The organism is Arthrobacter gandavensis, from assembly GCF_015355785.1.
GTDB classification, from domain to species: Bacteria; Actinomycetota; Actinomycetes; order Actinomycetales; family Micrococcaceae; genus Arthrobacter_B; species Arthrobacter_B gandavensis_A.
This window is the reverse complement of sequence record NZ_JADKYW010000006.1, coordinates 593,821-615,805: the sequence shown is the minus strand read 5'-3', so window position 1 is coordinate 615,805 and position 21,985 is coordinate 593,821. Positions and strand designations below refer to the sequence as shown.

General features: G+C 66.4%; 19 protein-coding genes. 14 read left to right on the top strand and 5 right to left on the bottom strand.

Annotation, left to right across the window (positions count from 1 at the left end; all coding sequences use genetic code 11):
* Positions 1–76 precede the first annotated feature (76 nt).
* Together ITX31_RS14635 and ITX31_RS14630 are read left to right on the top strand one after the other, a co-directional pair.
* A complete protein-coding gene (locus ITX31_RS14635; protein ID WP_194784108.1) occupies positions 77–1,321 on the top strand; it encodes a CapA family protein in 1,245 nt (414 codons plus the stop codon).
* Between the two features lie 454 nt (positions 1,322–1,775).
* Positions 1,776–2,318, top strand: coding sequence for a dihydrofolate reductase family protein (locus tag ITX31_RS14630; RefSeq protein WP_194784107.1), 543 nt, complete (start codon positions 1,776–1,778; stop codon positions 2,316–2,318).
* A 1,029-nt stretch (positions 2,319–3,347) separates the two neighbouring features.
* Here the strand turns inward: ITX31_RS14630 and ITX31_RS14625 are convergent.
* Both ITX31_RS14625 and ITX31_RS14620 read right to left on the bottom strand, forming a co-directional pair.
* Positions 3,348–4,088, bottom strand: a complete 741-nt coding sequence (locus ITX31_RS14625) for a type 1 glutamine amidotransferase (RefSeq protein WP_194784106.1) — start codon at positions 4,086–4,088, stop codon at positions 3,348–3,350.
* Complete coding sequence (locus ITX31_RS14620; RefSeq protein ID WP_194784105.1) at positions 4,085–5,353, bottom strand: Mur ligase family protein; 1,269 nt, start codon at positions 5,351–5,353, stop codon at positions 4,085–4,087. The genes ITX31_RS14625 and ITX31_RS14620 overlap by 4 nt, the downstream gene beginning before the upstream one ends.
* A 66-nt stretch (positions 5,354–5,419) precedes the next feature.
* Here ITX31_RS14620 and pdxT point away from each other — a divergent pair, with 66 nt between their 5' ends.
* The 9 genes from pdxT (at position 5,420) to ITX31_RS14575 (ending at position 15,449) form a co-directional block, all read left to right on the top strand.
* Positions 5,420–6,127, top strand: a complete 708-nt coding sequence (pdxT, locus tag ITX31_RS14615) for a pyridoxal 5'-phosphate synthase glutaminase subunit PdxT (protein WP_194784104.1) — start codon at positions 5,420–5,422, stop codon at positions 6,125–6,127.
* 3 nt (positions 6,128–6,130) lie between these two features.
* Entirely contained in the window at positions 6,131–6,886 is a 756-nt protein-coding gene (locus tag ITX31_RS14610) for a YebC/PmpR family DNA-binding transcriptional regulator (RefSeq protein ID WP_194784103.1), read from the top strand.
* A gap of 7 nt (positions 6,887–6,893) precedes the next feature.
* Positions 6,894–7,502, top strand: coding sequence for a crossover junction endodeoxyribonuclease RuvC (ruvC, locus tag ITX31_RS14605; RefSeq protein ID WP_194784102.1), 609 nt, complete (start codon positions 6,894–6,896; stop codon positions 7,500–7,502).
* Between the two features lie 84 nt (positions 7,503–7,586).
* Positions 7,587–8,216, top strand: coding sequence for a Holliday junction branch migration protein RuvA (gene ruvA, locus ITX31_RS14600; RefSeq protein WP_194784101.1), 630 nt, complete (start codon positions 7,587–7,589; stop codon positions 8,214–8,216).
* A 1-nt stretch (position 8,217) separates the two neighbouring features.
* A complete protein-coding gene (gene ruvB, locus ITX31_RS14595; protein WP_323745701.1) occupies positions 8,218–9,297 on the top strand; it encodes a Holliday junction branch migration DNA helicase RuvB in 1,080 nt (359 codons plus the stop codon).
* Positions 9,298–9,472: 175 nt separating this feature from the next.
* Positions 9,473–9,952, top strand: a complete 480-nt coding sequence (yajC, locus tag ITX31_RS14590; RefSeq protein WP_228529464.1) for a preprotein translocase subunit YajC — start codon at positions 9,473–9,475, stop codon at positions 9,950–9,952.
* 88 nt (positions 9,953–10,040) lie between these two features.
* Positions 10,041–11,876, top strand: a complete 1,836-nt coding sequence (gene secD, locus ITX31_RS14585) for a protein translocase subunit SecD (protein WP_194784100.1) — start codon at positions 10,041–10,043, stop codon at positions 11,874–11,876.
* Positions 11,876–12,898, top strand: coding sequence for a protein translocase subunit SecF (secF, locus tag ITX31_RS14580; RefSeq protein ID WP_194784099.1), 1,023 nt, complete (start codon positions 11,876–11,878; stop codon positions 12,896–12,898). The genes secD and secF overlap by 1 nt, the downstream gene beginning before the upstream one ends.
* Before the next feature lie 124 nt (positions 12,899–13,022).
* Entirely contained in the window at positions 13,023–15,449 is a 2,427-nt protein-coding gene (locus ITX31_RS14575) for a RelA/SpoT family protein (protein WP_194784098.1), read from the top strand.
* Between the two features lie 17 nt (positions 15,450–15,466).
* Here the strand turns inward: ITX31_RS14575 and ITX31_RS14570 are convergent, their stop codons facing one another.
* The 3 genes from ITX31_RS14570 to ITX31_RS14560 form a co-directional block, all read right to left on the bottom strand.
* Positions 15,467–16,096 (bottom strand): hypothetical protein, encoded by a 630-nt coding sequence (locus tag ITX31_RS14570; RefSeq protein ID WP_194784097.1) that lies wholly within the window; start codon positions 16,094–16,096, stop codon positions 15,467–15,469.
* A gap of 95 nt (positions 16,097–16,191) precedes the next feature.
* Positions 16,192–17,622, bottom strand: coding sequence for a DUF349 domain-containing protein (locus ITX31_RS14565; protein WP_323745700.1), 1,431 nt, complete (start codon positions 17,620–17,622; stop codon positions 16,192–16,194).
* Positions 17,623–17,675: 53 nt separating this feature from the next.
* A complete protein-coding gene (locus ITX31_RS14560) occupies positions 17,676–18,440 on the bottom strand; it encodes a peptidylprolyl isomerase (RefSeq protein ID WP_194784095.1) in 765 nt (254 codons plus the stop codon).
* A 196-nt stretch (positions 18,441–18,636) separates the two neighbouring features.
* Between ITX31_RS14560 and hisS the strand changes: the two genes are divergently transcribed.
* The 3 genes from hisS (at position 18,637) to ITX31_RS14545 (ending at position 21,977) form a co-directional block, all read left to right on the top strand.
* On the top strand, positions 18,637–19,980 hold the full coding sequence (hisS, locus tag ITX31_RS14555; protein ID WP_194784094.1) for a histidine--tRNA ligase: 1,344 nt from the start codon (positions 18,637–18,639) through the stop codon (positions 19,978–19,980).
* Between the two features lie 63 nt (positions 19,981–20,043).
* On the top strand, positions 20,044–21,048 hold the full coding sequence (locus tag ITX31_RS14550; RefSeq protein WP_194784093.1) for a TIGR03557 family F420-dependent LLM class oxidoreductase: 1,005 nt from the start codon (positions 20,044–20,046) through the stop codon (positions 21,046–21,048).
* On the top strand, positions 21,045–21,977 hold the full coding sequence (locus tag ITX31_RS14545; RefSeq protein ID WP_194784337.1) for a coenzyme F420-0:L-glutamate ligase: 933 nt from the start codon (positions 21,045–21,047) through the stop codon (positions 21,975–21,977). The genes ITX31_RS14550 and ITX31_RS14545 overlap by 4 nt, the downstream gene beginning before the upstream one ends.
* Positions 21,978–21,985 lie beyond the last annotated feature (8 nt).

Here is a 21,985-nt window from a genome sequence, read left to right as displayed (position 1 = left end):
GCCGACGGGCCGCGTATGCTCATCCTCGGCCGCATCGGGCCGTGCAGGGCATAAGGACAAAACATTCGGGGGAAGAATGAACGAAGACCGCCCAGCCGCTTTCCGGACAGGAAAGCTGCTGGAAGTGCTGGCGCTGGCATCGGTGCTGGGGCTTGGCGGCTGCACCGCTGCGGAGGAGGGGCCGGCTCCCGCCGCGGAGACGGCGTCGTCCTCTCCCGCCGCGGAACCAACCCCCAAACCCACGGTGACTCCGGGCGCGGGCCCGGAATGCTCCGGCCTCCGCTGCACCTCGGTGATGCTGGCGGGAGACCTGCTGGTGCATCCCCAGCTCTGGGACCAGGCCCGCGCAGACGCCGGGACCTCCGGAAAGCAGCCGCTGGACTTTGAGCCCCTGCTGGAGGGAATGCGGCCCTACATCTCCGCATCTGACCTTGCCGTCTGCCACATGGAAACCCCGGTCGCCGAGGCGGGCGGACCCTACGCGGGCTACCCGATGTTCAACGTGCCGCCGCAGATCCTTACTGCTGCCGCCGCCGTCGGCTACCAGGCCTGCACCACCGCAAGCAACCACACCGTCGACGCCGGCACCGAGGGCCTCAACCGCACCCTCGGCGTGCTGGACTCGCTGGGCCTGGAGCACACCGGTTCCTACGCCACCGAGGCGGAATCCGAAATCCCGATGATTCTGGACACTTCGGGGGCGCGGATCGGCGTCATCGAGGCGACCTACGGGTTGAACGGACTCGAGGCGGAGTACCCCTGGCAGGTGGACATGCTCGACGCCGAAGATCTGATTGCGCGGGCACAGGCGGCCCGGGCCCAGGGAGCGGACATTGTGATCGGCGCAGTCCATGCAGGCGATGAATACGCCTCGATGCCCAACGCCCAGCAGGTCGAAACCACCCACGCCCTGGCGGACAGCGGCCAGTTTGACCTGGTCTACGGACACCACACGCACTCAGTGCTGCCGATCGAGAACTACAACGGCACCTGGATCGTCTACGGCCTCGGCAACGCGGTCACCGAGCTTTCGCCCTGGTACGCGGTCAACAACGAGGGACTGATTGTGCGGGCACAGTTTGCGCAGGAGAACGACGGCGCGAAGTGGCGGGTCAGCGACCTCGCCTGGGCGCCGTCGGTCATTGTGCGTGATCCATACCGGTGGTGTTCGGTTGCCGCGGACCTGCCGCAGGGGGCGTGCGCGCCCGAGGCGCAGCAGGCCGAGGTGCGGCAGCGGACGGTTTCCGTGGTGGAGTCCATGGGGGCCCGGCAGGCCGGGGCGCACGAGTGGCTGGTTTCTGAGGATGTTTCGTCGCGCTGAGTCCTTGTCCTGTAGGGGCCCTCTTCGCTGGCCGCCGGCGGGCGGGCCGGTGCTGGATGCCATCGGCGGGCGGGCCGGTGCTGGATGCCGCCGGCGGGCGGGCCGGAACGGCGGCAACGAAACTCCTTCGCTCGCAGGGCTCGCTGCGGAGTATTAAAGCCGCCTAACCCGGCCCGTCCGCCGGGGCCGTGCCCGTCCGGCTAACCCGGCCCGTCCGCCGGGGCCGGGCGCCTAACCCGGCCCGTCCGCCGGGGCCGTGCCCGTCCGGCTAACCCGGCCCGTCCGCCGGGGCCGGGCGCCTAACCCGGCCCGTCCGGCGGGGCCGGGCGATGCCTCATTGCTCACTCGTGTCAGGCGCGGTCGCCTAAGGGCTGGACGCTGAGCCTGGCCGGGCTGTAAAACGGCCACCAAACCGGTGTCCGCCGGTGGTCCGGCATTGTTCAGGGAGTTTGCGATGGCCAAGGTTCTGATACATGCAACGGTGACACTGGACGGATATATGGCAGATCCGGAAGGCGGTGTTGACTGGATGTTCGACGTCGCGGCCACGGAGGAGGACACCGCTCTGGTGAACCGTGTGGTCGGTGAGGTGGGTGCCGTCGTCGGCGGTGCCAATCGGGCCCGTACCGTTGAGGACGGGGAGGAGCCGTACGGCGGCCTGCCCGGAGTGCCCGTCTACCTCATGACGCATTCCGCAGCAGAGCCCGTGGTGAAGGACGGCGTGACCTATACCTTCGTAGTCGATGACATTGCCGGGGCCGTCGAAACCGCCAAGGCCAGGGCCGGGGACAAGACCGTGAGCCTGCTCGGAGGCCGGATCTCCCGCCAGTGCCTGCAGCTGGGAGTAGTGGACGAGATTCAGCTGCACGTGGTGCCGATTCTTCTGGGAAAGGGGATTTCCCTGTTCGGCGGGCTGGGCCAAAGGGTGAACCTGGAACTGATTGAGGAGGCCGCGTTCGGGGACGGGGTGCATCTGCGGTACCGGGTTGTTCGGTAGCTGTCCGTTGGCCCTATGGGTTGTCCGTCCGCCGGGCGGGCCGGAACGGCGGCAACGAAACTCCTTCGCTCGCAGGGCTCGCTTTGGAGTATTAAAGCCGCCTAACCCGGCCCGTCCGTCGGTCGGCAGGGTTCACCTTGCGGTTCCATGTGCGCAGAATCCCAGTACTGGTGGCGGGTGTGCCGGGTGGGGTCACATCCGGCACGGAGGTGACGGCGGCTGGGAATCCGGGTACAGGCTTTCCCCGGGTTCCCTGTGCTCGTGATCGGTGCGCCGGATTGGGTCACACGAGGCACACGGCTGACGGCGGCAGGGAATCCGGATACAGGCTTTCCCCGGATTCCCAGTGGTCGGGGCGAAGTGCGCCGGGTGGGGTCACATCTTGCTCAGGGGTAACGGCGGCTGGGAATCCGGACGCCGAGGCACGCAGGCCCGAGATGTACATTCCGGGGTTCCCAGTGCTCGTGATCGGTGCGCCGGATGGGGTCACACGAGGCACAGGGGTAACGGCGGCTGGGAATCCGGATACAGACTTCCCCGGGTTCCCTGTGCTCGGTAGGAAATGTGCCTGGTGGGGTCACACCTGGCACACGGCTAACGGCGGCTGGGAATCCGAGCGCCGAAGGGCACAGACGCGGTAAGTAAATTCCGGGGTTCCCCTTGCTCGGGACGAAGTGCGCTGGCAGGGCCACACCAGGCACGGGGGTAAAGGCGGCTGGGAATCCGGATACAGGCTTTCCCCGGGTTCCCTGTGCTCGTGATCGGCGCGCCGGGCGGGGTCACATCCGGCACAGGGGTAACGACGGCTGGGAATCCGGATACAGACTTTCCCCGGATTCCCAGTGGTCGGGTCGGACTGCGCCGGATGAGGACACGTCTGGCACACGGCTAACGGCGGCTGGGAATTGCGGGGAGCGGGTGGGTGCGGCTGGGAATTGCGGGCAGCTGACCGGGCACGGCACGGGATTCCGCGCGCCCAAGTCCCAGCTGCGGCGAAGCGGGCAGCGCCGGCGGGAAACCCGCGACGAACTACCGGGGACGGTTGGCCGCGTGGGAGCGGGCCAGCTCGGAGAGGCGGGCAAGCTCGGCAAGGTCCGCGTCGGCCGCGGGAACCGGGACGAAGGAACCATAGCGCCGCGTGACAGCCTGTTCGATCAGGAAGTCCGCAATGGCCGGGTTCTTGGGAAGCAGGGAACCGTGCAGGTAGCTGGCCAGCACGTTCTTGTACCGTGCGCCCTCGGTGTCGTCCTTGGAATTGTTGCCCTCACCCTTGCGCACCAGCGCCAGGGGCTTCGCGTCCGGACCGAGGAAGGTCTGGCCGCTGTGGTTCTCGTAGCCGTGGATCTCGCCGAACTCTTCGCTGACGGAGAGCACATTGCCGATCAGCCGGTCCGGTCCGCCGTGGGTCTCAATGTCCAGGACGCCGATGCCGGGGATGAGGACGCCGTCGTGCGTTTTGAAGAACCGGCCAAAGAGCTGGTAGAGCCCGCAGATGACCAGCATAGGCAGGCCGTCGTCCGCCATGGCGCGCAGCGAAGGCGCCAGGGCCTGCAGGTCCTGCTGGATCACCACCTGGCCGCTGTCCTGCCCGCCTCCGCCCACAATCAGGTCCGCGTCGGAAGGGAACTCGTCCCCCGGGTTGTATTCGGTGACCACGGGGTTGTAGCCCTGCCACTTCAGGCGCTGCTTGAGCACCAGGACGTTGCCCCAGTCGCCGTAGATGTTCATGTCCCGGGGGTACAGCTGGACAATGTGGATGTCCCGGCTCATGAGACCACCTCAACCTTCGTGATCTTGGAGAGTTCGCGCCGCACGGCAAGCATGGCGGTGTAGGTGCAGAAAATACGCATCGGCTGCGTGCCGGAACCGGCAATGAACTTTGCCAGCGCGTCGGGGATGTCCGGAAGGACGTCGCGCACTGGAACGTCGTCGTACTTCAGGCGCAGGGCCATGTCATAGGCGCGCACACCGGTGACCATGTCCACGCCGCCGGAGAGCGTTTCGAAGTCCACGTCCCAGAGCCAGGACATGTCCCGGCCGTCGGCGTAGTTGTCATTGATGGCGATCATGGTTGCGTAACCGTGTGCCGCGAAGGACTTCAGGCCCAGGCGGAACCCGGAGGGGTTCTTCACCAGCACCAGTTCCAGCGGTGCGCCGTTCACGGTCAAGGATTCGCCGCGGCCGAAGGCCGGTTCAACGTTGGACAGCGACTCGAACAGCGCCGTCCGGTTCGCCTTGGCGCCCAGGATCTGCCGGGCAAAGGTCAGCGCGGCGGCCGCGTTGAAGATGTTGTAGACGCCGCGGAGCTTCAGCCCCGTGGTGGTGGGTGTGCCGTCAACCAGGAAGTCAGCCTCCGTTTCGGCGACCCGGGTCAGGACGACGTCGGCGGGCTGGGCAGCGGCGATCGCTTCGGAGCGTGAGCCGCGCATCTCGTCGTCGTTCGGGAAGGTGCTGCGCAGCGAGGCGTCCAGGCCAAAGTAGGCGACCTTCGGGCCGGACAGGGATGCGGCGATTGACGCCACGCGCGGATCCTCGCGGTTCAGGACCACGGTGTCGGTGGTGGTCCTGGCGATCTGCTCCAGCAGCCGGGTGGTCTTGTCGATCTCCCCGAAGCGGTCCAGCTGGTCCCGCAGGACGTTCAGCAGCAGCGCGTAGCGCGGCTGGATGAGCTTCACGAAGTGCACCGCGTGCGCCTCGTCCAGCTCCAGGACGGCGATGTCCGCGTCCAGGCGGCCGCGGAGGTCCACTTCGCCAAGCAGCGCTGCGGCCACGCCGCGGGTGAAGTTGCTGCCGGTCCGGTTGGTGAAGACTTTCAGGCCCTGGCCCTCCAGCAGCTCCACAACCATCTTGGTGGTGGTGGTCTTGCCGTTGGTACCGGAAACGACGGCGACGCCAAGGGGCAGCGTGGAGAGCGTCCGGCGGATGAAATCCGGGTCGATCTTCTCCACCACGAGGCCGGGGAGGGCAGACCCTCCGCCACGCAGCCGCGAGGCGCCGCGGACCAGTTTGCCGACCAGAATGGAGAAAGAACTCATGGATACCGAATATATCCCACCGTCACGAACCGGTCCGGGAAGCCGCGGGCAACCTAGAATGATCCAATGACTGAAATCACCCCGCGGGACGCCGCATCACCGCTGGTTGGAGTGCTGGCCCTTCAGGGCGGAGTCCGCGAGCACGTCCACGCACTTGAAGCCGCGGGAGCACGCACAACGCTGGTCCGCCGCGCATCCGAGCTGGACGCACTGGACGGGCTGGTGCTTCCCGGCGGGGAGTCCACCACCATCGACAAGCTGATGCGCCTTTACGGAATCGCCGAACCGCTGCGGGCCAGAATCGCTGCGGGCTTTCCGGTCTACGGCTCCTGCGCCGGCATGATCCTGCTGGCGGAACGGATCACCGACCCGGCATTGGATGCCGCCGGCGAGCCCCAGCAGACCCTCGGCGGCCTGGACATAGTGGTGCGCCGCAACGCTTTTGGCCGGCAGCGTGAGTCATTTGAAATCAGCCTCCCGTTTGCCGGGCTGCAGTCCCTGCCCAGCCAGGACCCTGCGGTGACGGCAGGAAATGTGCACGCCGTCTTTATCCGGGCACCGTGGGTGGAGAAGGTAGGCTCCTCCGTGCAGGTCCTCGCGCAGGTCCCGGCCGAAGACGCCGCAGCGGGCGCTGAAAGTGCCGCGGCTGATTCAGTCGCTAGAATTGTCGCAGTGCGTTCGGGAAAACTGCTGGCCACCTCGTTCCATCCGGAAGTAACGGGGGAGCGCCGTATCCACGAACTATTTATCCAGATGATCAGAGGAGACGCGTAAAGCATGTCGGGCCACTCGAAATGGGCAACCACCAAGCACAAGAAGGCCGCAATTGATGCCAAGCGCGCCAAGTCCTTTGCCAAGCTGATCAAGAACATCGAAGTCGCGGCGCGCGCCGGCGGTGCGGACATGGCCGGCAACCCCGGGCTTGAGCTCGCCGTGCAGAAGGCCAAGAAGACCTCTGTTCCCAATGACAACATTGACCGCGCCATTAAGCGCGGCGCCGGCCTGACCGGCGAAGTCGTCGACTACACCGAAATCATGTACGAGGCCCGCGGACCCCAGGGCTCCGCCGTGCTGATCGAATGCCTCACGGACAACAAGAACCGTGCGGCATCCGAAGTCCGCCTGGCCATCACCCGCAACGGCGGTTCGGTGGCGGACCCCGGCTCGGTTTCCTACATGTTCACCCGCAAGGGCGTTATCTCCCTGCCCCGGAAGGACCTCACCGAGGATGACCTGCTGATGGCAGTGCTCGACGCCGGTGCCGACGAGGTCAAGGAGTCCGGCGACAACTTCGAGATCCACTGCGACCCCTCGGACCTGCGTGCCGTAGTCGCCGCGCTCGAGGAAGCCGGCATCGAGTACGAGACCGACGAAGTTGAGTTCGTTTCCTCCATGCTGGTGGACCTGGAAGCAGACGCCGCCCGGAAGTTTATGAAGCTCGTGGACGCGCTGGAAGAACTGGACGACGTCCAGAACGTGTACTCAAACGCAGACATCTCCGCGGACGTCTTCGCGCAGCTCGAAGAAGACTGAGCACCGCGTGCCTCTCCGGGTCCTGGGCGTTGACCCGGGACTGACCCGCTGCGGACTGGGCGTAGTCGACGTCGAAGGCAACCGCCGCGCCACCATGGTGGCCGTGGGGGTTGCCGGCACGGAGGCCGGCACTGCCCTCGACGCCCGGCTGTTGGCCATTTCAGAGGCGATAGAGCTGTGGCTTGATACGCACACTCCGGATGTCCTGGCCGTGGAGCGGGTCTTCAGCCAGCTCAATGTCAGCACCGTGATGGGTACTGCCCAGGCCTCCGGCGTCGTCATCGCCGCCGCCGCCCGCCGCGGGATTCCGGTTGCCCTGCATACCCCCACCGAGGTCAAGGCCGCGGTGACCGGTTCGGGGTCGGCCAACAAGGAAGCGGTGGGCCGGATGGTCACCAAGATCCTTCGGCTTACGGAGATGCCGCGCCCCGCCGACGCCGCCGATGCTCTCGCACTGGCCATTGCCCACGCCTGGCGGCGCGGGGCGCTGGGCCCGGAACAGGCAGCGACCCAGGGATCGGCGTCGGCAGGCGGCGGGCCGGCTGCGTCCGGCCTCACGCCGGCGCAGCGCCTGTGGGCCGAAGCGGAAGCCAGGGCGAAACGCGCGCACCGCTGAAGTTCCGGCAAATCCGGGCCGGGACAGTAGGCTGTTCGTAGATATGTTCTATTTTGTTCCCGGATCACAGCACGGAGTTTGCCCATGATTGCCTCCCTACGCGGCGTCGTAACCTACGTCGGCACTGCCTCCGCCGTTCTTGACGTCAACGGCGTCGGCATGGCCGTGCAGGCAACTCCGCAGACCCTGATGTCGCTGCGGACCGGCGCCGAAGCGCTGCTGCACACGGCACTTATTGTCCGTGAGGATTCGATGACCCTGTTTGGATTCGCCGAGCCGGGGGAGCGTGAGGTCTTTGAGACCCTGCTGGGCGTCAGCGGCGTCGGCCCGCGCATCGCCCTCGCCGTGCTGGCAGTCCACACACCCGAAGCAGTGCGGATCGCCGCTTCCGCCGGAGATGACAAGGCGTTCAGCAAGGTTCCGGGAATCGGCCCCAAGGGAGCACGGCGGATTGTCCTCGAACTGGCGGACAAGCTGGTGCCGCTGGGCACCGAGGCTGCTCCGGCCGGCGTTCCGGCGTGGAATGACCAGGTGCTTTCCGCAATGACGGGCCTGGGCTGGTCGGAGAAGGACGCCACGGCCGCCGTCGAAGCCACGGCGGCAGAGCATCCCGACGCCGCCGCGGCGGGCAACGTGGCCGAAATCCTGCGCCTGACCCTGCGCCGCCTCGGCCAGGACGGCGCCCGCGCCCGGTCTCCGCAGCGGGCTGGCTAGCGTGGCTGCCCCGGAAACGCTGACAGCAGCGGCGCCTGATCCGGACGACAAAGCGATCGAAGCTGCGCTGCGTCCGAAGAACCTCGATGACTTCGTGGGCCAGAAGCGGGTCCGGGAACAGCTCTCGCTGGTCCTGGAAGCGTCGCGGCTGCGCGGGCGCAGCGCAGACCACGTGCTGCTCTCCGGCCCTCCGGGCCTGGGCAAGACCACGCTGTCCATGATCATCGCCGCTGAAATGAACGCCCCGCTGCGGATCAGCTCCGGCCCGGCAATCCAGCACGCCGGCGACCTGGCGGCCATCCTCTCCTCCCTGACCGAGGGGGAGGTGCTGTTCCTGGACGAAATCCACCGTATGTCCCGCCCGGCCGAGGAAATGCTCTACATGGCCATGGAAGACTTCCGCGTAGACATTGTGGTGGGCAAGGGCGCCGGTGCCACGGCCATTCCGCTGGACCTGCCGCCCTTCACCCTGGTGGGGGCGACTACCCGTGCCGGACTGCTGCCGGGACCGCTCCGGGACCGCTTCGGCTTCACCGGCCACCTTGAGTTCTACTCCACCGCCGAACTCGAACTGGTACTCCGCCGCTCCGCCATGCTGATGGACATGAAGGTGAACTCCGCCGGTTTTGCCGAGGTTGCGGGACGCTCCCGCGGGACGCCGCGTATTGCCAACCGCCTGCTGCGGCGGGTCCGTGACTGGGCGCTGGTCCACGGAATCGACCAGATCGACGCCCGCTCCGCCGGAGCTGCGCTCGATATGTATGAAGTGGACGAGCGAGGCCTGGACCGGTTGGACCGTGCCGTGCTGCACGCGCTGGTCTCCAAGTTCGGCGGGGGACCCGTGGGACTTTCCACCCTGGCGATCGCCGTCGGCGAAGAACCGGAGACCGTGGAGACGGTCGCTGAACCCTATCTGGTCCGCGAGGGCCTCCTTGGCCGCACGCCCAGGGGCCGCATCGCAACACGCGCAGCCTGGGAACACCTGGGACTGCAGATGCCCGACGCCGCGGCGCAGCTCATCCCCGAATCGCTCTACACAGGGCCCGGCGGGGCCGAAACAGCGGACCCCCAGGCGCCCTGAGGGGCTCCCGCCCCGGGATGCAATCGACGCCGAATGCCTGCACAATAAACTATGCGGGAAACTTAAGCGGCCGGCGGACCGTTTTCCCCTTAGACTGTTTTGACGTCCGCTCCGCCGGTGCGCTGATCCCGGCATACCGCATACATCCGCAACAGAAACGGAACCCTTCGTGTTCTTGAATGTCTTGGCCCAGACCACCGATACGGGAGCTCAGGGCGGTTTTTCGTTCTCCAGCCTCCTGCTGCCGATCCTGCTAGGCCTGTTCATCTTTATGATGTTCCGGAAGCAGAAGAAGACCCAGAAGACCGTCCAGGAGCAGCGCACCCAGATGGTTCCCGGCACTGAGGTCATGACCCAGTTCGGTCTCTTCGGCACTATCGTCTCCGTCGACCAGGAAGAGAACAAGGCCGTCCTTGAGCTTTCTCCCGGAAACACCGCCACCATCCACCTGCAGGCGCTGACCAAGGTTGTCACCACGCAGCCCGAGGAAGCCGAGCCCCGGGACGCCGTCGTTCCCGATGACGCTTCTTCCCTCACCGGCAACGTGCCCGGCACGGATGACCGTCCCCGTGAAGCGGCTGCCGAAGCACCACAGGACGAGACCCCGGACGAAACGCTTAAGCGCCTCGACCGTGAGAACAACAAAGACAACTAGACTCTCCGAGGACCTGCACGCAGCACGCCTGACACAGGTCCGCCGGATCCATCGGTCTCCGGCGATCACGCCCTAAAGGAAAACCCCTATGCCTCGTACCGGCTCCGGCCCGGCAGCGAAAAAGACGCTCATTTGGTTGGGCGTCCTTTTTGCTGCCCTGCCCCTTTTGCTCGGCGGCGGCTCCATGTGGAGCAATGCCAGCTGGACCCCCAAGCTCGCCCTTGACCTTGAGGGCGGCACCCAGATGATCCTTGCTCCCAAGGTGCAGGGCGGCGACTCCCAGATCAGCCAGGAACAGCTGAACCAGGCTGTGGAGATCATCCGCCAGCGTGTGGACGGCAGCGGTGTCTCCGAAGCGGAGATCACCACGCAGTCCGGCCGGAACGTCGTTGTTTCGCTTCCGGGCACGCCAACCGCAGAGACCCGGGCGCTGATCCAGGCTTCGGCTGCCATGGAGTTCCGCTCCGTCATCATGGGCGGTCCGGGCCAGGCGCCCGCCGCTGAGACTCCGACGCCGGATGAGGCGCTGCCGCAGCCCTCGGCGGAACCCCAGAACGGTTCGGACATGAACTGGGTGACGCCGGAGCTCTACAAGGAGTTCGAGTCCACGAACTGCCTCGATCCGGCAGCTCTGGAAGCATCGGTCGAGCCCGCTCCCGCGGACCAGCCAATGGTGGCCTGTGAGCCCGGAACTGCCGGAAAGTACATTCTTGGTCCGGTGGAGGTCCCCGGGTCAATGCTCCAGGACGCCAGCTTCGGCATGGCGCAGGGCGGGCAGGGCCAGTCCCTGAATGAATGGGCAGTGAACCTGGACTTCAACGCCGAGGGAACCGAGAAGTTCCGCGCGGTCTCCGAGCGGCTGCTTGGCTTCGGCGACGGATCCCCGCAGAACCAGTTCGCCATCGTGCTGGACGGACAGGTTATTTCCGCTCCGTCCATGAACGTCCTGATCACCGACGGCAACGCCCAGATCACCGGCCAGTTCACGCAGGAGACCGCCAAGGCGCTGTCCGAGCAGCTGAAGTACGGCGCCCTGCCGATCAGCTTCGACATCCAGAGCGAGCAGCAGGTCTCCGCCACGCTCGGCGCCGACCAGCTGCGCATGGGCCTGATTGCCGGCGTCATTGGCCTGATCCTGGTGGCCGTTTACTCGCTCTTCCAGTACCGGGCCCTTGGCTTCGTGACCATCACCTCGCTGGTCGTTGCCGGTGTGCTGACCTATCTGGCAATCGCGATCCTCGGCTGGTCGCACAACTACCGGCTCTCGCTGGCAGGTGTTGCGGGCCTGATTGTGGCCATCGGCCTCACGGCCGACTCCTTCATTGTCTACTTTGAACGAATACGCGACGAGCTCCGTGACGGCAGGGGACTCGTCTCTGCCGTGGACAACGGCTGGAAGCGTGCCAAGCGCACCGTCCTGGCCTCCAAGGCAGTGAACCTGCTGGCCGCCGTCGTGCTTTACTTCGTAGCCGTTGGCAACGTCCGCGGCTTCGCCTTCACCCTGGGCCTGACCGCTATTGCAGACCTCCTGGTGGTCTTCCTGTTCACGCACCCGGTGATGGTCCTGCTGGCCAGGACCAAGTTCTTCGGCAAGGGCCACAAATGGTCCGGACTGGATGCCACCCGGCTGGGTGCCGTTCCCGTCTACCGCGGTGCCGGACGCCTGCGTGAACCCGCAGCGGCTGACGCTGACGACGCCGCCGCAGAGTCCGAAGCTCCGGCCGGGAAGCCTGCAGGGGCTTCGCAGGCCAAGAACAAGGGTGCGGCCCGTGAGGCCGAACGCCGGATGACGATCGCCGAGCGCCGGGCAGCTGCCGGCAATGGCAGCGGCAGCAAGGACAAATCCGCGAAGCCGGACACGGCAGCGGACAAACAGGATTCAATGGCAGGCTCCGGCCGCGACGCGGAGAAGGAGGGCAACTGATGGGTAAGCTTCCCGCGTTCGCCAGGTTCGGCAATGAGCTCTACACCGGCAAGCGGTCCTACAACTTCGTGGGCCGCTACCGCCTCTGGTTCATGGTTGCCGCGGCTGCGGTCCTGCTCTCCATCCTGATCCCGGTCGTTAAAGGCGGGTTCAACCTCGGCATCGATTTCCGCGGGGGCTCCGAATTCACCGTTTCGGGTGTGGAGGACACTCAGGTTTCCGTGGGTGAAGAGGCCGTCAGCGACGTCGTTTCCAGTTCCGACCCGCGCGTGACCAACATTTCCCCTGGCACTATGCGGATCCAGACCGAAGAGCTCAGCGACGACCAGACGCTGGACGTGAAGACGGCCCTGGCCGAGGGCTACGGGGTCAACGAGGACCAGGTGACGTCCACCTTCATCGGCCCCACCTGGGGCAATGACGTCAGCCGCCAGGCCCTGATTGGCCTTGTGGTGTTCGTTGCCCTCGCGGCCCTGCTCATGGCGCTGTACTTCAGGACCTGGAAAATGTCCCTCGCGGCAATCACCGGCCTGCTGGTGGTCATGACCGTCACGGCCGGCCTGTACGCGCTCAGCGGGTTCGAGGTGACGCCGTCGGCAATCATCGGCTTCCTGACCGTGCTGAGCTACTCGCTCTATGACACGGTGGTGGTCTTCGACAAGATCCGGGAAAACACGGCGAACTTGGAGAAACAGACCAAGCGGACGTTTACGGAACAGGTGAACCTTGCGGTGAACCAGACACTGGTCCGCTCGATCAACACCTCCGTGGTGGCCGTGCTGCCCGTCGCATCGGTGCTGTTCATCGGTGCCTACCTGCTGGGCGCCGGCACCCTGAAGGACCTGTCCCTGGCGCTGTTCATCGGCATCATCCTGGGCACCCTGGGCACTCTGTTCGTCGCTGCTCCGCTGTATGCCTGGCTGCGCCGCCGCGAACCGGAAATCGTCAAGCACACCAAGCGTGTCACCGAGCGGCGCGGGCACGAGGCGCCTGCCGCCCCGGCAGCAGCTTCGACGACGTAAATCCCAGACTGCTTTCCCGCCACCGGTTCCGTTACTCCCCGAGGGGGAAGAACGGAACCGGTGGTGTAAGCGGGGCAGCCCGGGGGCATAGACTGGGCAGGTATCTGGAAAGAAAGGGCAGCAGTTGGCCGAGAGCGCGACGCCTGCCGAAAGCGCAGGAGAAGACCGGGAAGAGAACTCTCTCCCGGAAAGGGTGAACTCCCCGGACAAGGGGTCCGGTGGAAAGACGCCTGCCGCAGTCCAGGTGAGGCCTGGTCCGGAGCAGGTGGTTCCGCCTGCCCCGAAGCCTGCGCCTAAACCCGCTCCGGTACGCAGGCACGGCACCCGCGCCCGGCTGGCCCGCCTGGCCGGCCGCGGAACATCGTATTCACCGATGCTCGAGCCGCTGCTGCGCACTGTCCGCGCCAACAATCCGCGCGAGGACCTGGACCTGATCCAGCGCGCCTACCTCGTTGCCGAGCGCTGCCACGACGGCCAGAAGCGCAAGAGCGGTGATCCGTACATCACCCATCCGGTGGCCGTCGCAACCATCCTCGCTGAACTAGGTATGACCGGAACCACCCTTGCGGCCGCGCTGCTGCATGACACGGTGGAGGACACTGCCTACTCGCTGGATGAGCTTCGCAGCGAGTTCGGTCCGGAAGTGGCCATGCTGGTGGACGGCGTCACCAAGCTGGACAAGGTGACCTTCGGTGATGCAGCCCAGTCGGAGACCGTGCGCAAGATGGTTGTGGCCATGGCCAAGGACATCCGCGTGCTGGTCATCAAGCTGGCTGACCGCCTGCACAATGCCCGCACCTGGCGCTTCGTCTCGCCTGAGTCCTCCGCACGGAAGGCCCGGGAGACGCTTGAAATCTTCGCCCCGCTGGCCCACCGGCTGGGCATGAACACCATCAAGTGGGAACTCGAGGACCTCTCCTTTGCGGCCCTGCACCCGAAGGTCTATGACGAGATTGTCCGCATGGTGGGGGACCGGACCCCGGAGCGGGAGAAGTACCTTTCCACGGTGCGCAGCCAGATCGCCGAGGACCTGCACAGCGTCAAGATCAAGGCCACGATCACCGGCCGCCCCAAGCACTACTACTCGATTTACCAGAAAATGATCGTGCGGGGCAAAGACTTCGACGACATCCATGACCTTATGGGCGTGCGCGTGCTCGTGGACTCGGTCCGTGATTGCTACGCCACCCTCGGTGCCCTGCATGCGCGCTGGAACCCCCTGCCCGGGCGGTTCAAGGACTACATCGCCATGCCGAAGTTCAACATGTACCAGTCGCTGCACACCACGGTGATCGGTCCGGGCGGCAAGCCGGTTGAAATCCAGATCCGCACCCATGACATGCACCGCCGCGCCGAGTACGGCGTGGCCGCGCATTGGAAGTACAAGGACAGCGCCAAGAACGGTTCACCAGCTCCGGACAACTCAGACATGGGCTGGCTCCGGTCGCTGGTGGACTGGCAGCAGGAGACCTCTGATCCGGACGAGTTCCTGGATTCGCTGCGGTTCGAGATCAACGCCCGCGAGGTGTTCGTGTTCACGCCCAAGGGCGAGGTCATGGCGCTGCCCGCCGGCTCGACTCCGGTGGACTTCGCCTACGCCGTGCACACTGAGGTGGGCCACCGGACCATCGGCGCACGCGTCAACGGCAAGCTGGTGCCGCTGAACAGCGAACTCCAGCATGGCGACTGGGTGGAGATCTTCACTTCCAAGGCCGAAGGTGCCGGACCCAGCCAGGACTGGCAGGGCTTCGTCAAGAGTCCACGCGCGCGGAACAAGATCCGCCAGTGGTTCACCAAGGAGCGCCGCGAAGAGGCGATCGAGAAGGGCAAGGACCTGCTCACCCGCGGCATGCGGAAGCAGAACCTGCCGCTGCAGCGCCTGATGACCCATGACGCGCTGATCGCCGTGGCCCAGGAACTGCACCACCAGGACATCTCTGCGCTGTATGCGGCCGTCGGTGACGGGCACACCTCCGCGCAGAACGTCATTGAGCACCTGGTCTCGCTCATGGGCGGGCACCAGGGCGCCGAGGAGGACCTCGCGGATACGCCGGTATCCTCCGCGAATGCGAAGCGGCCCAAGTTCTCCGACTCCGGCGTCACTGTGCGCGGTGTCGGGGACGTATGGGTGAAGCTGGCCCGCTGCTGCACTCCGGTACCGCCGGATCCAATCATCGGCTTCGTGACCCGCGGTTCGGGCGTCTCGGTGCACCGCACCGACTGCCGGAACGTCCAGGATCTGAGGGACCAGCCGGACCGCATCGTTGCCGTTGACTGGGCGCCTACCCAGTCCTCCGTTTTCCTGGTGGAAATCCAGGTCGAGGCGCTGGACCGGAAGTCACTGCTCTCCGACGTCACCCGGGTCCTTTCCGAGAACCACGTGAACATCCTCTCGGCCAGCGTGAACACCTCCAGCGACCGCGTGGCGATGTCCAAGTTCGTGTTCGAGATGGGGGATCCCAAGTACCTTAGCCACATCCTCAGCGCGGTCCGCCGGATAGACGGCGTGTATGACGTTTACCGGACCACGGGAGACCAGCGCAGGGCCTGACACCCCGGCCTGCCGGTTTATCCGTCCAGCGCCGCTGCAACCTGCTCTACGGCTTCCAGTGCGCGCCGGGTTCCCGGAATCCGGTAGCCGCTGCGCAGCAGGGACTTCAGGTACGACGGCGGACAATTCAGCTCCGTTTGCCTGGCCAAGGCCAGCAGGACCGGTACCGACTCCTCCGGCGGAAAGTGCAGTGCGACGTCGTAGGCGGTCCGCAGCGGATGCGTCACCGGCACGGTGCCGAGCAGCATCCGGTCCGCGGGGCCAAGCGCCACTTCGTGCAGCACCGCTCCGCTGAAGGCCGGCAGTGCGGTGCTCCTGCGCCGGGAGTCGGCGAGCAGCGCCAGCCTGGCCGGGGGATCGGCACAGCCGAAGATCCAGGCGGCGCTCATCCAGCCGAAGGCGTAGCGCCCGCGAACCTGCTCCGGCAGGCTGTGCTGCGCCGCCAGCGCCCTGGCCAGCGGCGAGACCCGGACATCCCACCGCAGGAACGTCTCGCCGTACACCCGCTTCACCAGGCCGTCGCGGCACAGACCCTGCAGCTCGGGAAGCGTGAACACCTCGCCCGCGTGGAACACCGCACCGCCAGTGGAGGTGACCTGGGGGATTGCACCGTGGATTGCACCGTGATCCGGGCAGGAGAAAGGCATTCCTCCAGCCTCCCCGTCCGCGGGTTAAAGCGAAAGGCCCGGACGCCGCCTGTGGAAAAGGGGAGTCCGGGCCTGTCCGGCCTTTGCGGCTGTGGCTAGGAGAAGTCCTGGGCTGAACGGCGCAGGGTTTCAAGCCACTGCTCACGCGCCTCAAGGGCTTCGCGGGCGTTGGCGATCTTCCTGGCATCGCCGTCCTTCTCCGCGGCGGCGAGCTCCTCGCGCAGGGTGGCGATGGCCGCTTCGAGCTGCGTCAGCGCGCTGTTGGTGCGCGCCTTCGTTTCCGGGTTGCTGCGCTGCCAGTGCTCGTCTTCGGCGGCCTTGACGGCTTCCTCGACCTTGCGGATGCCCGCTTCCATGCGGCCCATGTCAGCACGCGGAACCTTGCCTGCTTCTTCCCACCGGTCGCGGATGGACTGCAGTGCCTTGCGGGCGGCGTTCAGGTCCGTGACCGGAAGGATTTCCTGCGCTTCCTTCAGCAGGGCTTCCTTGACCACCAGGTTGGCGGCGAACTCTTCGTCGATAACCTCGTTGGCGGCCTGCCGGGCTGCGAAGAACTTGTCCTGCGCGGCACGGAACCGTGCCCACAGGGCGTCGTCGTCCTTGCGGCTGGCACGCTTGGAAGCCTTCCACTCATCCATAAGCCGGCGGTATTCCGCTGCGGTGTTGCCCCAGTCAGTGGAGTCGGAGAGCGCTTCGGCGCGGGCAATGAGGTCTTCCTTGGCCCGCTTGGCTTCGGCGTTCTCATTGTCCAGCTGGGAGAAGTACGCTCGGCGGTGCCGGTCAAAGACGGTGCGGGCCGAACGGAAGCGCTTCCAGAGGGCGTCCTCGTTGCTGCGTCCCAGACGGGGGCCGTTCTTCTGCGCTGACTTCCACGCTTCGAACAGCTCATTCATCCGGTTGCTGCTGGTCTTCCACTGGACGCTGGCCGGGTCCCTGGCGGCGATCTCCTCCGCTTCGGCGACGATCGCTTCGCGGGCGGCGAGTTCACGGGCGCGGACGGCTTCGGCCTCGGCGCGTTCAGCGGCTTCGGCTGCCTTGATACCGGCCTGCAGGTCCGCGATCCGGGCGTCCAGCGCCTTGACGTCGCCAACCATCTTGCGCTCAGCTACCTGCGCGGAAAGGTGCTTCAGGGTCTTGTGCATGTCCGAGGCCGGTGCCTTGGCTGCCAGGCGCTGTTCCAGCAGGATGACCTGGCTGACGGCATCGTCGTACTTGCGCACGAAGTAGCCCAGCGCTTCCTCGCGGGTGGCATCGGGGTACTGGCCAACGGGGAACTCTTCGCCGTCTACGATCAGGAAGACATGGCCGTCCTCCTCGACGCGGGCGAATTTCGCGGCTTCCTCCAGCGGAGTGGTGTGGGCAGCGGGGGCGGCCACTACGGGCGCCGGGGCGGCTGCGCCGGGACGGGCTGCGGCAGGTGCGGGGACCGGGTGCCGGGCAGCAAAAGCTGCCGGGCTGGGAGCTGAGGGCCGCTGCGTTTCCGGAACGTTCCCGGTGGTTTCGTCGGATTTCTGACTGTCTGTCACCGCTAAAAGTCTTTCACTCGATGGATGGCCGCTGAGCGAATCCCGCAGAGCCATTACTTCAGGGTAAACGAATCTATCGTCACCGGGGTTGAAGGCCTTCCGTCCCGGCCGCCGTCAGCCACGCCGTCGGCGGCTATTGCCTCCAGAACTTCAAGCCCTGACGTTACCTTACCCATTATCGTGTAGCCGCCGGTCTCCTGCGTTATTACGGAGTCCTTATAGGCAATGAAGAACTGCGTGCCGTGGGAGTCGGGGGTGGCGCCGCGGGCTACGGCAATGGTGCCTGCGGGGTAGGCGCCGTCTTCCGGGCTGTTCTCAACCGGACCCCACTGGTAGTCCGGATCTCCGGCTCCGGTTCCGTCCCGGGAACCGCATTGGAGAACGCCCATGGTGTCCTGGGTGGTCAGCCGGTGGCAGTCCTTTCCGCCGAAGAAGGACGAATCGGCCAGGGACTTGAAGACCGCAGCTGCCTGCGGGGCTGCGCTGCCGTCCAGTTCCACTTCAACCCCGGCACCGTTGAGGACCATCGTCCCGGTAAACGTCTTGCCGGCGGCCAGGGATGTATCAGGGATGGCAGAGGCGCCCTGCCCGGCCTGGGCGCCCTGCCGAAGTGCAGCCAGGTCATCGGCCGTGGGGTTCGACGAGAACCAAAAGACCTGCAGGGCCACTGCAAGGGCGAGCGCCAGTGCCCCGGCAGCCCCGGCGAACGCGTTGTCCCTCAGCCGGCGTTTCCGCTGCTCCCGGGCGAAGGCCTCCTTAGCCTCCTTGCGGGCCAGCCGCCGGCGGGAAGTCCGGGTGCTTTTACTGCCGGCTTTCACTGCCGTCCTCCTCGGGGTTGGGAAAGCGGATAGGGTCCCGGGATCGCCTCCGATGGAGGTCAGGGGCCCGGAAACAGCTAAAATGGGTGCCGCATCCAGTTTAGGCACGTAACTTATGTGCCTTCCCAGTATTTGGCCCGCCGCGCGCTGCACTGCGCCGTGCAGCGGTCCGCCTGATCCCAAAGGAGTCTGCCGCATGGCACGCAAGGCCTCACTGTCCGGTTTCCCTGAATGGCTACCGCAGGAGCGCCTCGTTGAACTCCATGTGCTGGACGTGCTCCGCCGCACCTTTGAACTGCACGGCTTCGCGAACATTGAAACCCGCGCCGTGGAAACCGTCGGCCAGCTGCTCCGCAAGGGAGAAATCGACAAGGAAGTCTACGCGCTGAGCCGGCTGCAGGCCGAGGATGGCGAAGCCCCGGCAAAGCAGGATCCCAACCAGCTGGCCCTGCACTTCGACCTCACCGTCCCGTTCGCGCGCTACGTGGTTGAAAACGCCGGTCACCTGGCGTTCCCCTTCCGCCGCTACCAGATCCAGAAGGTCTGGCGCGGCGAACGCCCGCAGGAAGGCCGCGCCCGCGAGTTCACGCAGGCGGACATTGACGTGGTGGGCGACGGCGAGCTGCCGTTCCGTTACGACGTCGAGCTGGCGCTGGTCATCGCCGAAGCCCTCGGTGCGCTGCCCATCCCGGACTTCCGGATCCGGGTGAACAACCGCAAGCTGGCCGAAGGCTTTTACCGCGGAATTGGCCTCGAGGACACGGCCGGGGTGCTGCGCAGCATCGACAAGCTTGAAAAGGTTGGCGCTGACCGGGTGGCCGAGCTGCTCCAGGAAGAGCTGGGCGCCACGCCTGAGCAGGCTTCCCTGGCCCTCAAGCTTGCCTCCATCCGCACCGAGGACGAGTCCTTCGTGGAGCAGGTCCGCGCCCTCGGCGTCACCAGCGAGCTCCTGGACACCGGGCTGGAGGAACTCCGGCAGGTCATCGCCGAGGCAGCCCGCCGGGCGCCGGGCAAGGTCATCGCGGACCTCTCGATTGCCCGCGGCCTGGACTATTACACCGGCACGGTCTACGAAACGGTGCTGGTGGGCCACGAACAGCTTGGCTCCATCTGCTCCGGCGGCCGCTACGACTCGCTGGCGACCAAGGGCAGCCGGTCCTTCCCCGGCGTCGGGCTCTCCATTGGCGTCACCCGCCTGGTGATGCGCATCCTCAGCCAGGAATTCGCCGAAGCCAGCCGCTCGGTTCCTACCGCCGTCCTGGTGACCCTCGCCGACGACGAGTCATGGTCCGCGGCACAGGATGTCGCCGCCGCGCTGCGCGGACGCGGCATCGCCGTCGAGGTTGCTGCGAAGGCGGAGAAGTTCGGCAAGCAGATCAAGTACGCCGACCGCCGCGGCATCCCCTTTGTCTGGTTCACCTCCGCAGACGGAACGCATGAGGTGAAGGACATCCGGTCCGGAGACCAGGTGCAGGCCGATCCGGCGGTGTGGACGCCTCCGGCTGAGGACCTTCTTCCGCAGGTCAGCGCGCGCGGCTGAATGTTGCACGGCTGAAACACGCCGTTCTCCGATCGGGGCATGCGGCTGGCCTATAGTGGCTGCATGAAAACCCCGTTGCGGATCGGCTATGCGGCCGTGCTCGAGCAGTTCCATCCCAGTGAAGCGGTCGCGCTGTCCGCGTACGCGGAGGAGCGTGGCTTCTCCGGGGTCATGGCGGCAGACCATTTCCAGCCGTGGGTTCCGGCGCAGGGCCAGTCGGCCTTCGTCTGGAACGTGCTCTCGGCACTGGGGGAGCGAACCAAAGGGGACATCGGTCCGGGCGTGACCGCCCCGACCTTCCGCTGGCATCCCGCCATGGTTGCGCAGGCCTCCGCAACCCTGGCAGCCATGTACCCGGGCCGGCACTGGCTGGGCCTGGGGTCCGGCGAGGCGCTGAATGAGCACGTCACGGCCCAGTACTGGCCGGAGGCACCGGAGCGGATCAACCGGATGTTCGAGGCGATCGAGATCATCTCCAAGCTCTTCGCCGCGTCCCTGGCAGGCAAGGATGTCCGCCACAGCGGCACGTTCTACAAGATGGAATCCACCCGGCTCTGGACCATGCCTGAGGCCGCACCGGAAATCCTCGTAGCCACGGCGGGGCCGGTAACCGCCAAGCGGGCCGGACGGCATGCCGACGGCCTCATCACCGTGGGTGCTCCGCTGGAGAAGATCGAGGGCCTGTTCGCGAAGTTCGACGCCGGTGCCCGCGAGGCCGGCAAGGACCCGGACACCATGCCCAAGGTCCTGCAGCTGCACATGAGCTGGGCTCCGACCTATGAGGAAGCCCTGGCCAACGCCATGACTGAATGGCCCAACGGCGGCATGAAGTTCCCCAAGGCGGACATCCGCTCGCCCTTCGAGCTGGAGCAGATGGCACGGCTGGTCCGGCCCGAGGACTTTGAGGGCAGGCTCCTGATCTCCGAGGACCCGGACGTGCACCGCGCCTATATCCAGAGATTCCTCGACCTCGGATTCGACCGCGTGTACCTCCACAACGTGGGGCGTAACCAGCGCCAATGGATCGACGTTTTTGGCACGTCGGTGCTGCCGGAGCTGCACCGATGACACTGGACCACGTCTTGACCGAATTTTCGGACCGAACCACCGTGCCGGCCACCCGGATGGTCATCACGCCCGTCGAGGGAATCGGGGAAGTCCGTTCCGGCGATGACCTGGCCGGCCTCATTGGACGGGCCTGCGGAAAGTACCTGCGCAGCGGAGACATCCTGGCGGTGACCTCCAAGGTGGTCTCCAAGGCGGAAGGCCGCACCATGCCCGCCTCCGACCGTGACGCTGCCGTTGAGCAGGAGACGGTGCGCGTGGTGGCCAGCCGCGAGCACGCCGGTGGAACCACCCGGATCGTAGAGAACCGGCTGGGCATCGTCGCAGCCGCAGCCGGTGTTGACGCCTCCAACACCGAGGATGGGACAGTGCTCCTGCTCCCGGAGGACCCGGATGCCTCGGCACGAGCGATCTGCCGCCGGCTCAAGCAGGACTTAGGCGTGGACATCGGCGTCGTTATTACGGACACGCTGGGACGCCCGTGGCGGCAGGGACAGACGGATGCCGCGATTGGCGCGGCAGGGCTGACCGTCCTGCTGGACCTGCGCGGCACCCCGGATGCCTCCGGCCGGCCGATGTCCGCCACTGTGTCCGCGGTTGCCGATGAGATCGCTGCCGCTGCAGACCTGGTCAAGGGAAAAACCGCCGGACTGCCGGTGGCCCTGGTCCGCGGCCTCGACACGCTGGTCACGGTGGGCGGCATGGACAAGGACCCGGGGGCGAAGGCCCTGCTCCGTCCCGCCGGGGAAGACATGTTCCGGCGCGGCAGCGCGGAGGCCTTCGAGGATGGGCGCCGCTCCGGGACCAAGACGGGTTACAACGCCGGGTATGACGATGGGCATGCGGCCGGCTACGAGGACGGGTACGCCGCCGGATATGCCGCCGCCGCTGCCGAAGCACGCCGCCGGGCGCGGAGCACGGGCTCCCGCTGAGCCTGAGC

Excerpts from the sequence above, each read along its gene's own strand:
- ITX31_RS14550 (WP_194784093.1), top strand. The coding sequence starts at position 20,044 with ATGAAAACCCCGTTGCGGATCGGCTATGCGGCCGTGCTCGAGCAGTTC.
- ruvA (WP_194784101.1), top strand. The coding sequence starts at position 7,587 with ATGATTGCCTCCCTACGCGGCGTCGTAACCTACGTCGGCACTGCCTCC.
- ITX31_RS14620 (WP_194784105.1), bottom strand. The coding sequence starts at position 5,353 with ATGAGTTCTTTCTCCATTCTGGTCGGCAAACTGGTCCGCGGCGCCTCG.
- ITX31_RS14630 (WP_194784107.1), top strand. The coding sequence starts at position 1,776 with ATGGCCAAGGTTCTGATACATGCAACGGTGACACTGGACGGATATATG.
- ITX31_RS14545 (WP_194784337.1), top strand. The coding sequence starts at position 21,045 with ATGACACTGGACCACGTCTTGACCGAATTTTCGGACCGAACCACCGTG.
- ITX31_RS14610 (WP_194784103.1), top strand. The coding sequence starts at position 6,131 with ATGTCGGGCCACTCGAAATGGGCAACCACCAAGCACAAGAAGGCCGCA.
- ITX31_RS14635 (WP_194784108.1), top strand. The coding sequence starts at position 77 with ATGAACGAAGACCGCCCAGCCGCTTTCCGGACAGGAAAGCTGCTGGAA.
- pdxT (WP_194784104.1), top strand. The coding sequence starts at position 5,420 with ATGACTGAAATCACCCCGCGGGACGCCGCATCACCGCTGGTTGGAGTG.
- hisS (WP_194784094.1), top strand. The coding sequence starts at position 18,637 with ATGGCACGCAAGGCCTCACTGTCCGGTTTCCCTGAATGGCTACCGCAG.
- ITX31_RS14570 (WP_194784097.1), bottom strand. The coding sequence starts at position 16,096 with ATGCCTTTCTCCTGCCCGGATCACGGTGCAATCCACGGTGCAATCCCC.
- secF (WP_194784099.1), top strand. The coding sequence starts at position 11,876 with ATGGGTAAGCTTCCCGCGTTCGCCAGGTTCGGCAATGAGCTCTACACC.
- ITX31_RS14625 (WP_194784106.1), bottom strand. The coding sequence starts at position 4,088 with ATGAGCCGGGACATCCACATTGTCCAGCTGTACCCCCGGGACATGAAC.
- secD (WP_194784100.1), top strand. The coding sequence starts at position 10,041 with ATGCCTCGTACCGGCTCCGGCCCGGCAGCGAAAAAGACGCTCATTTGG.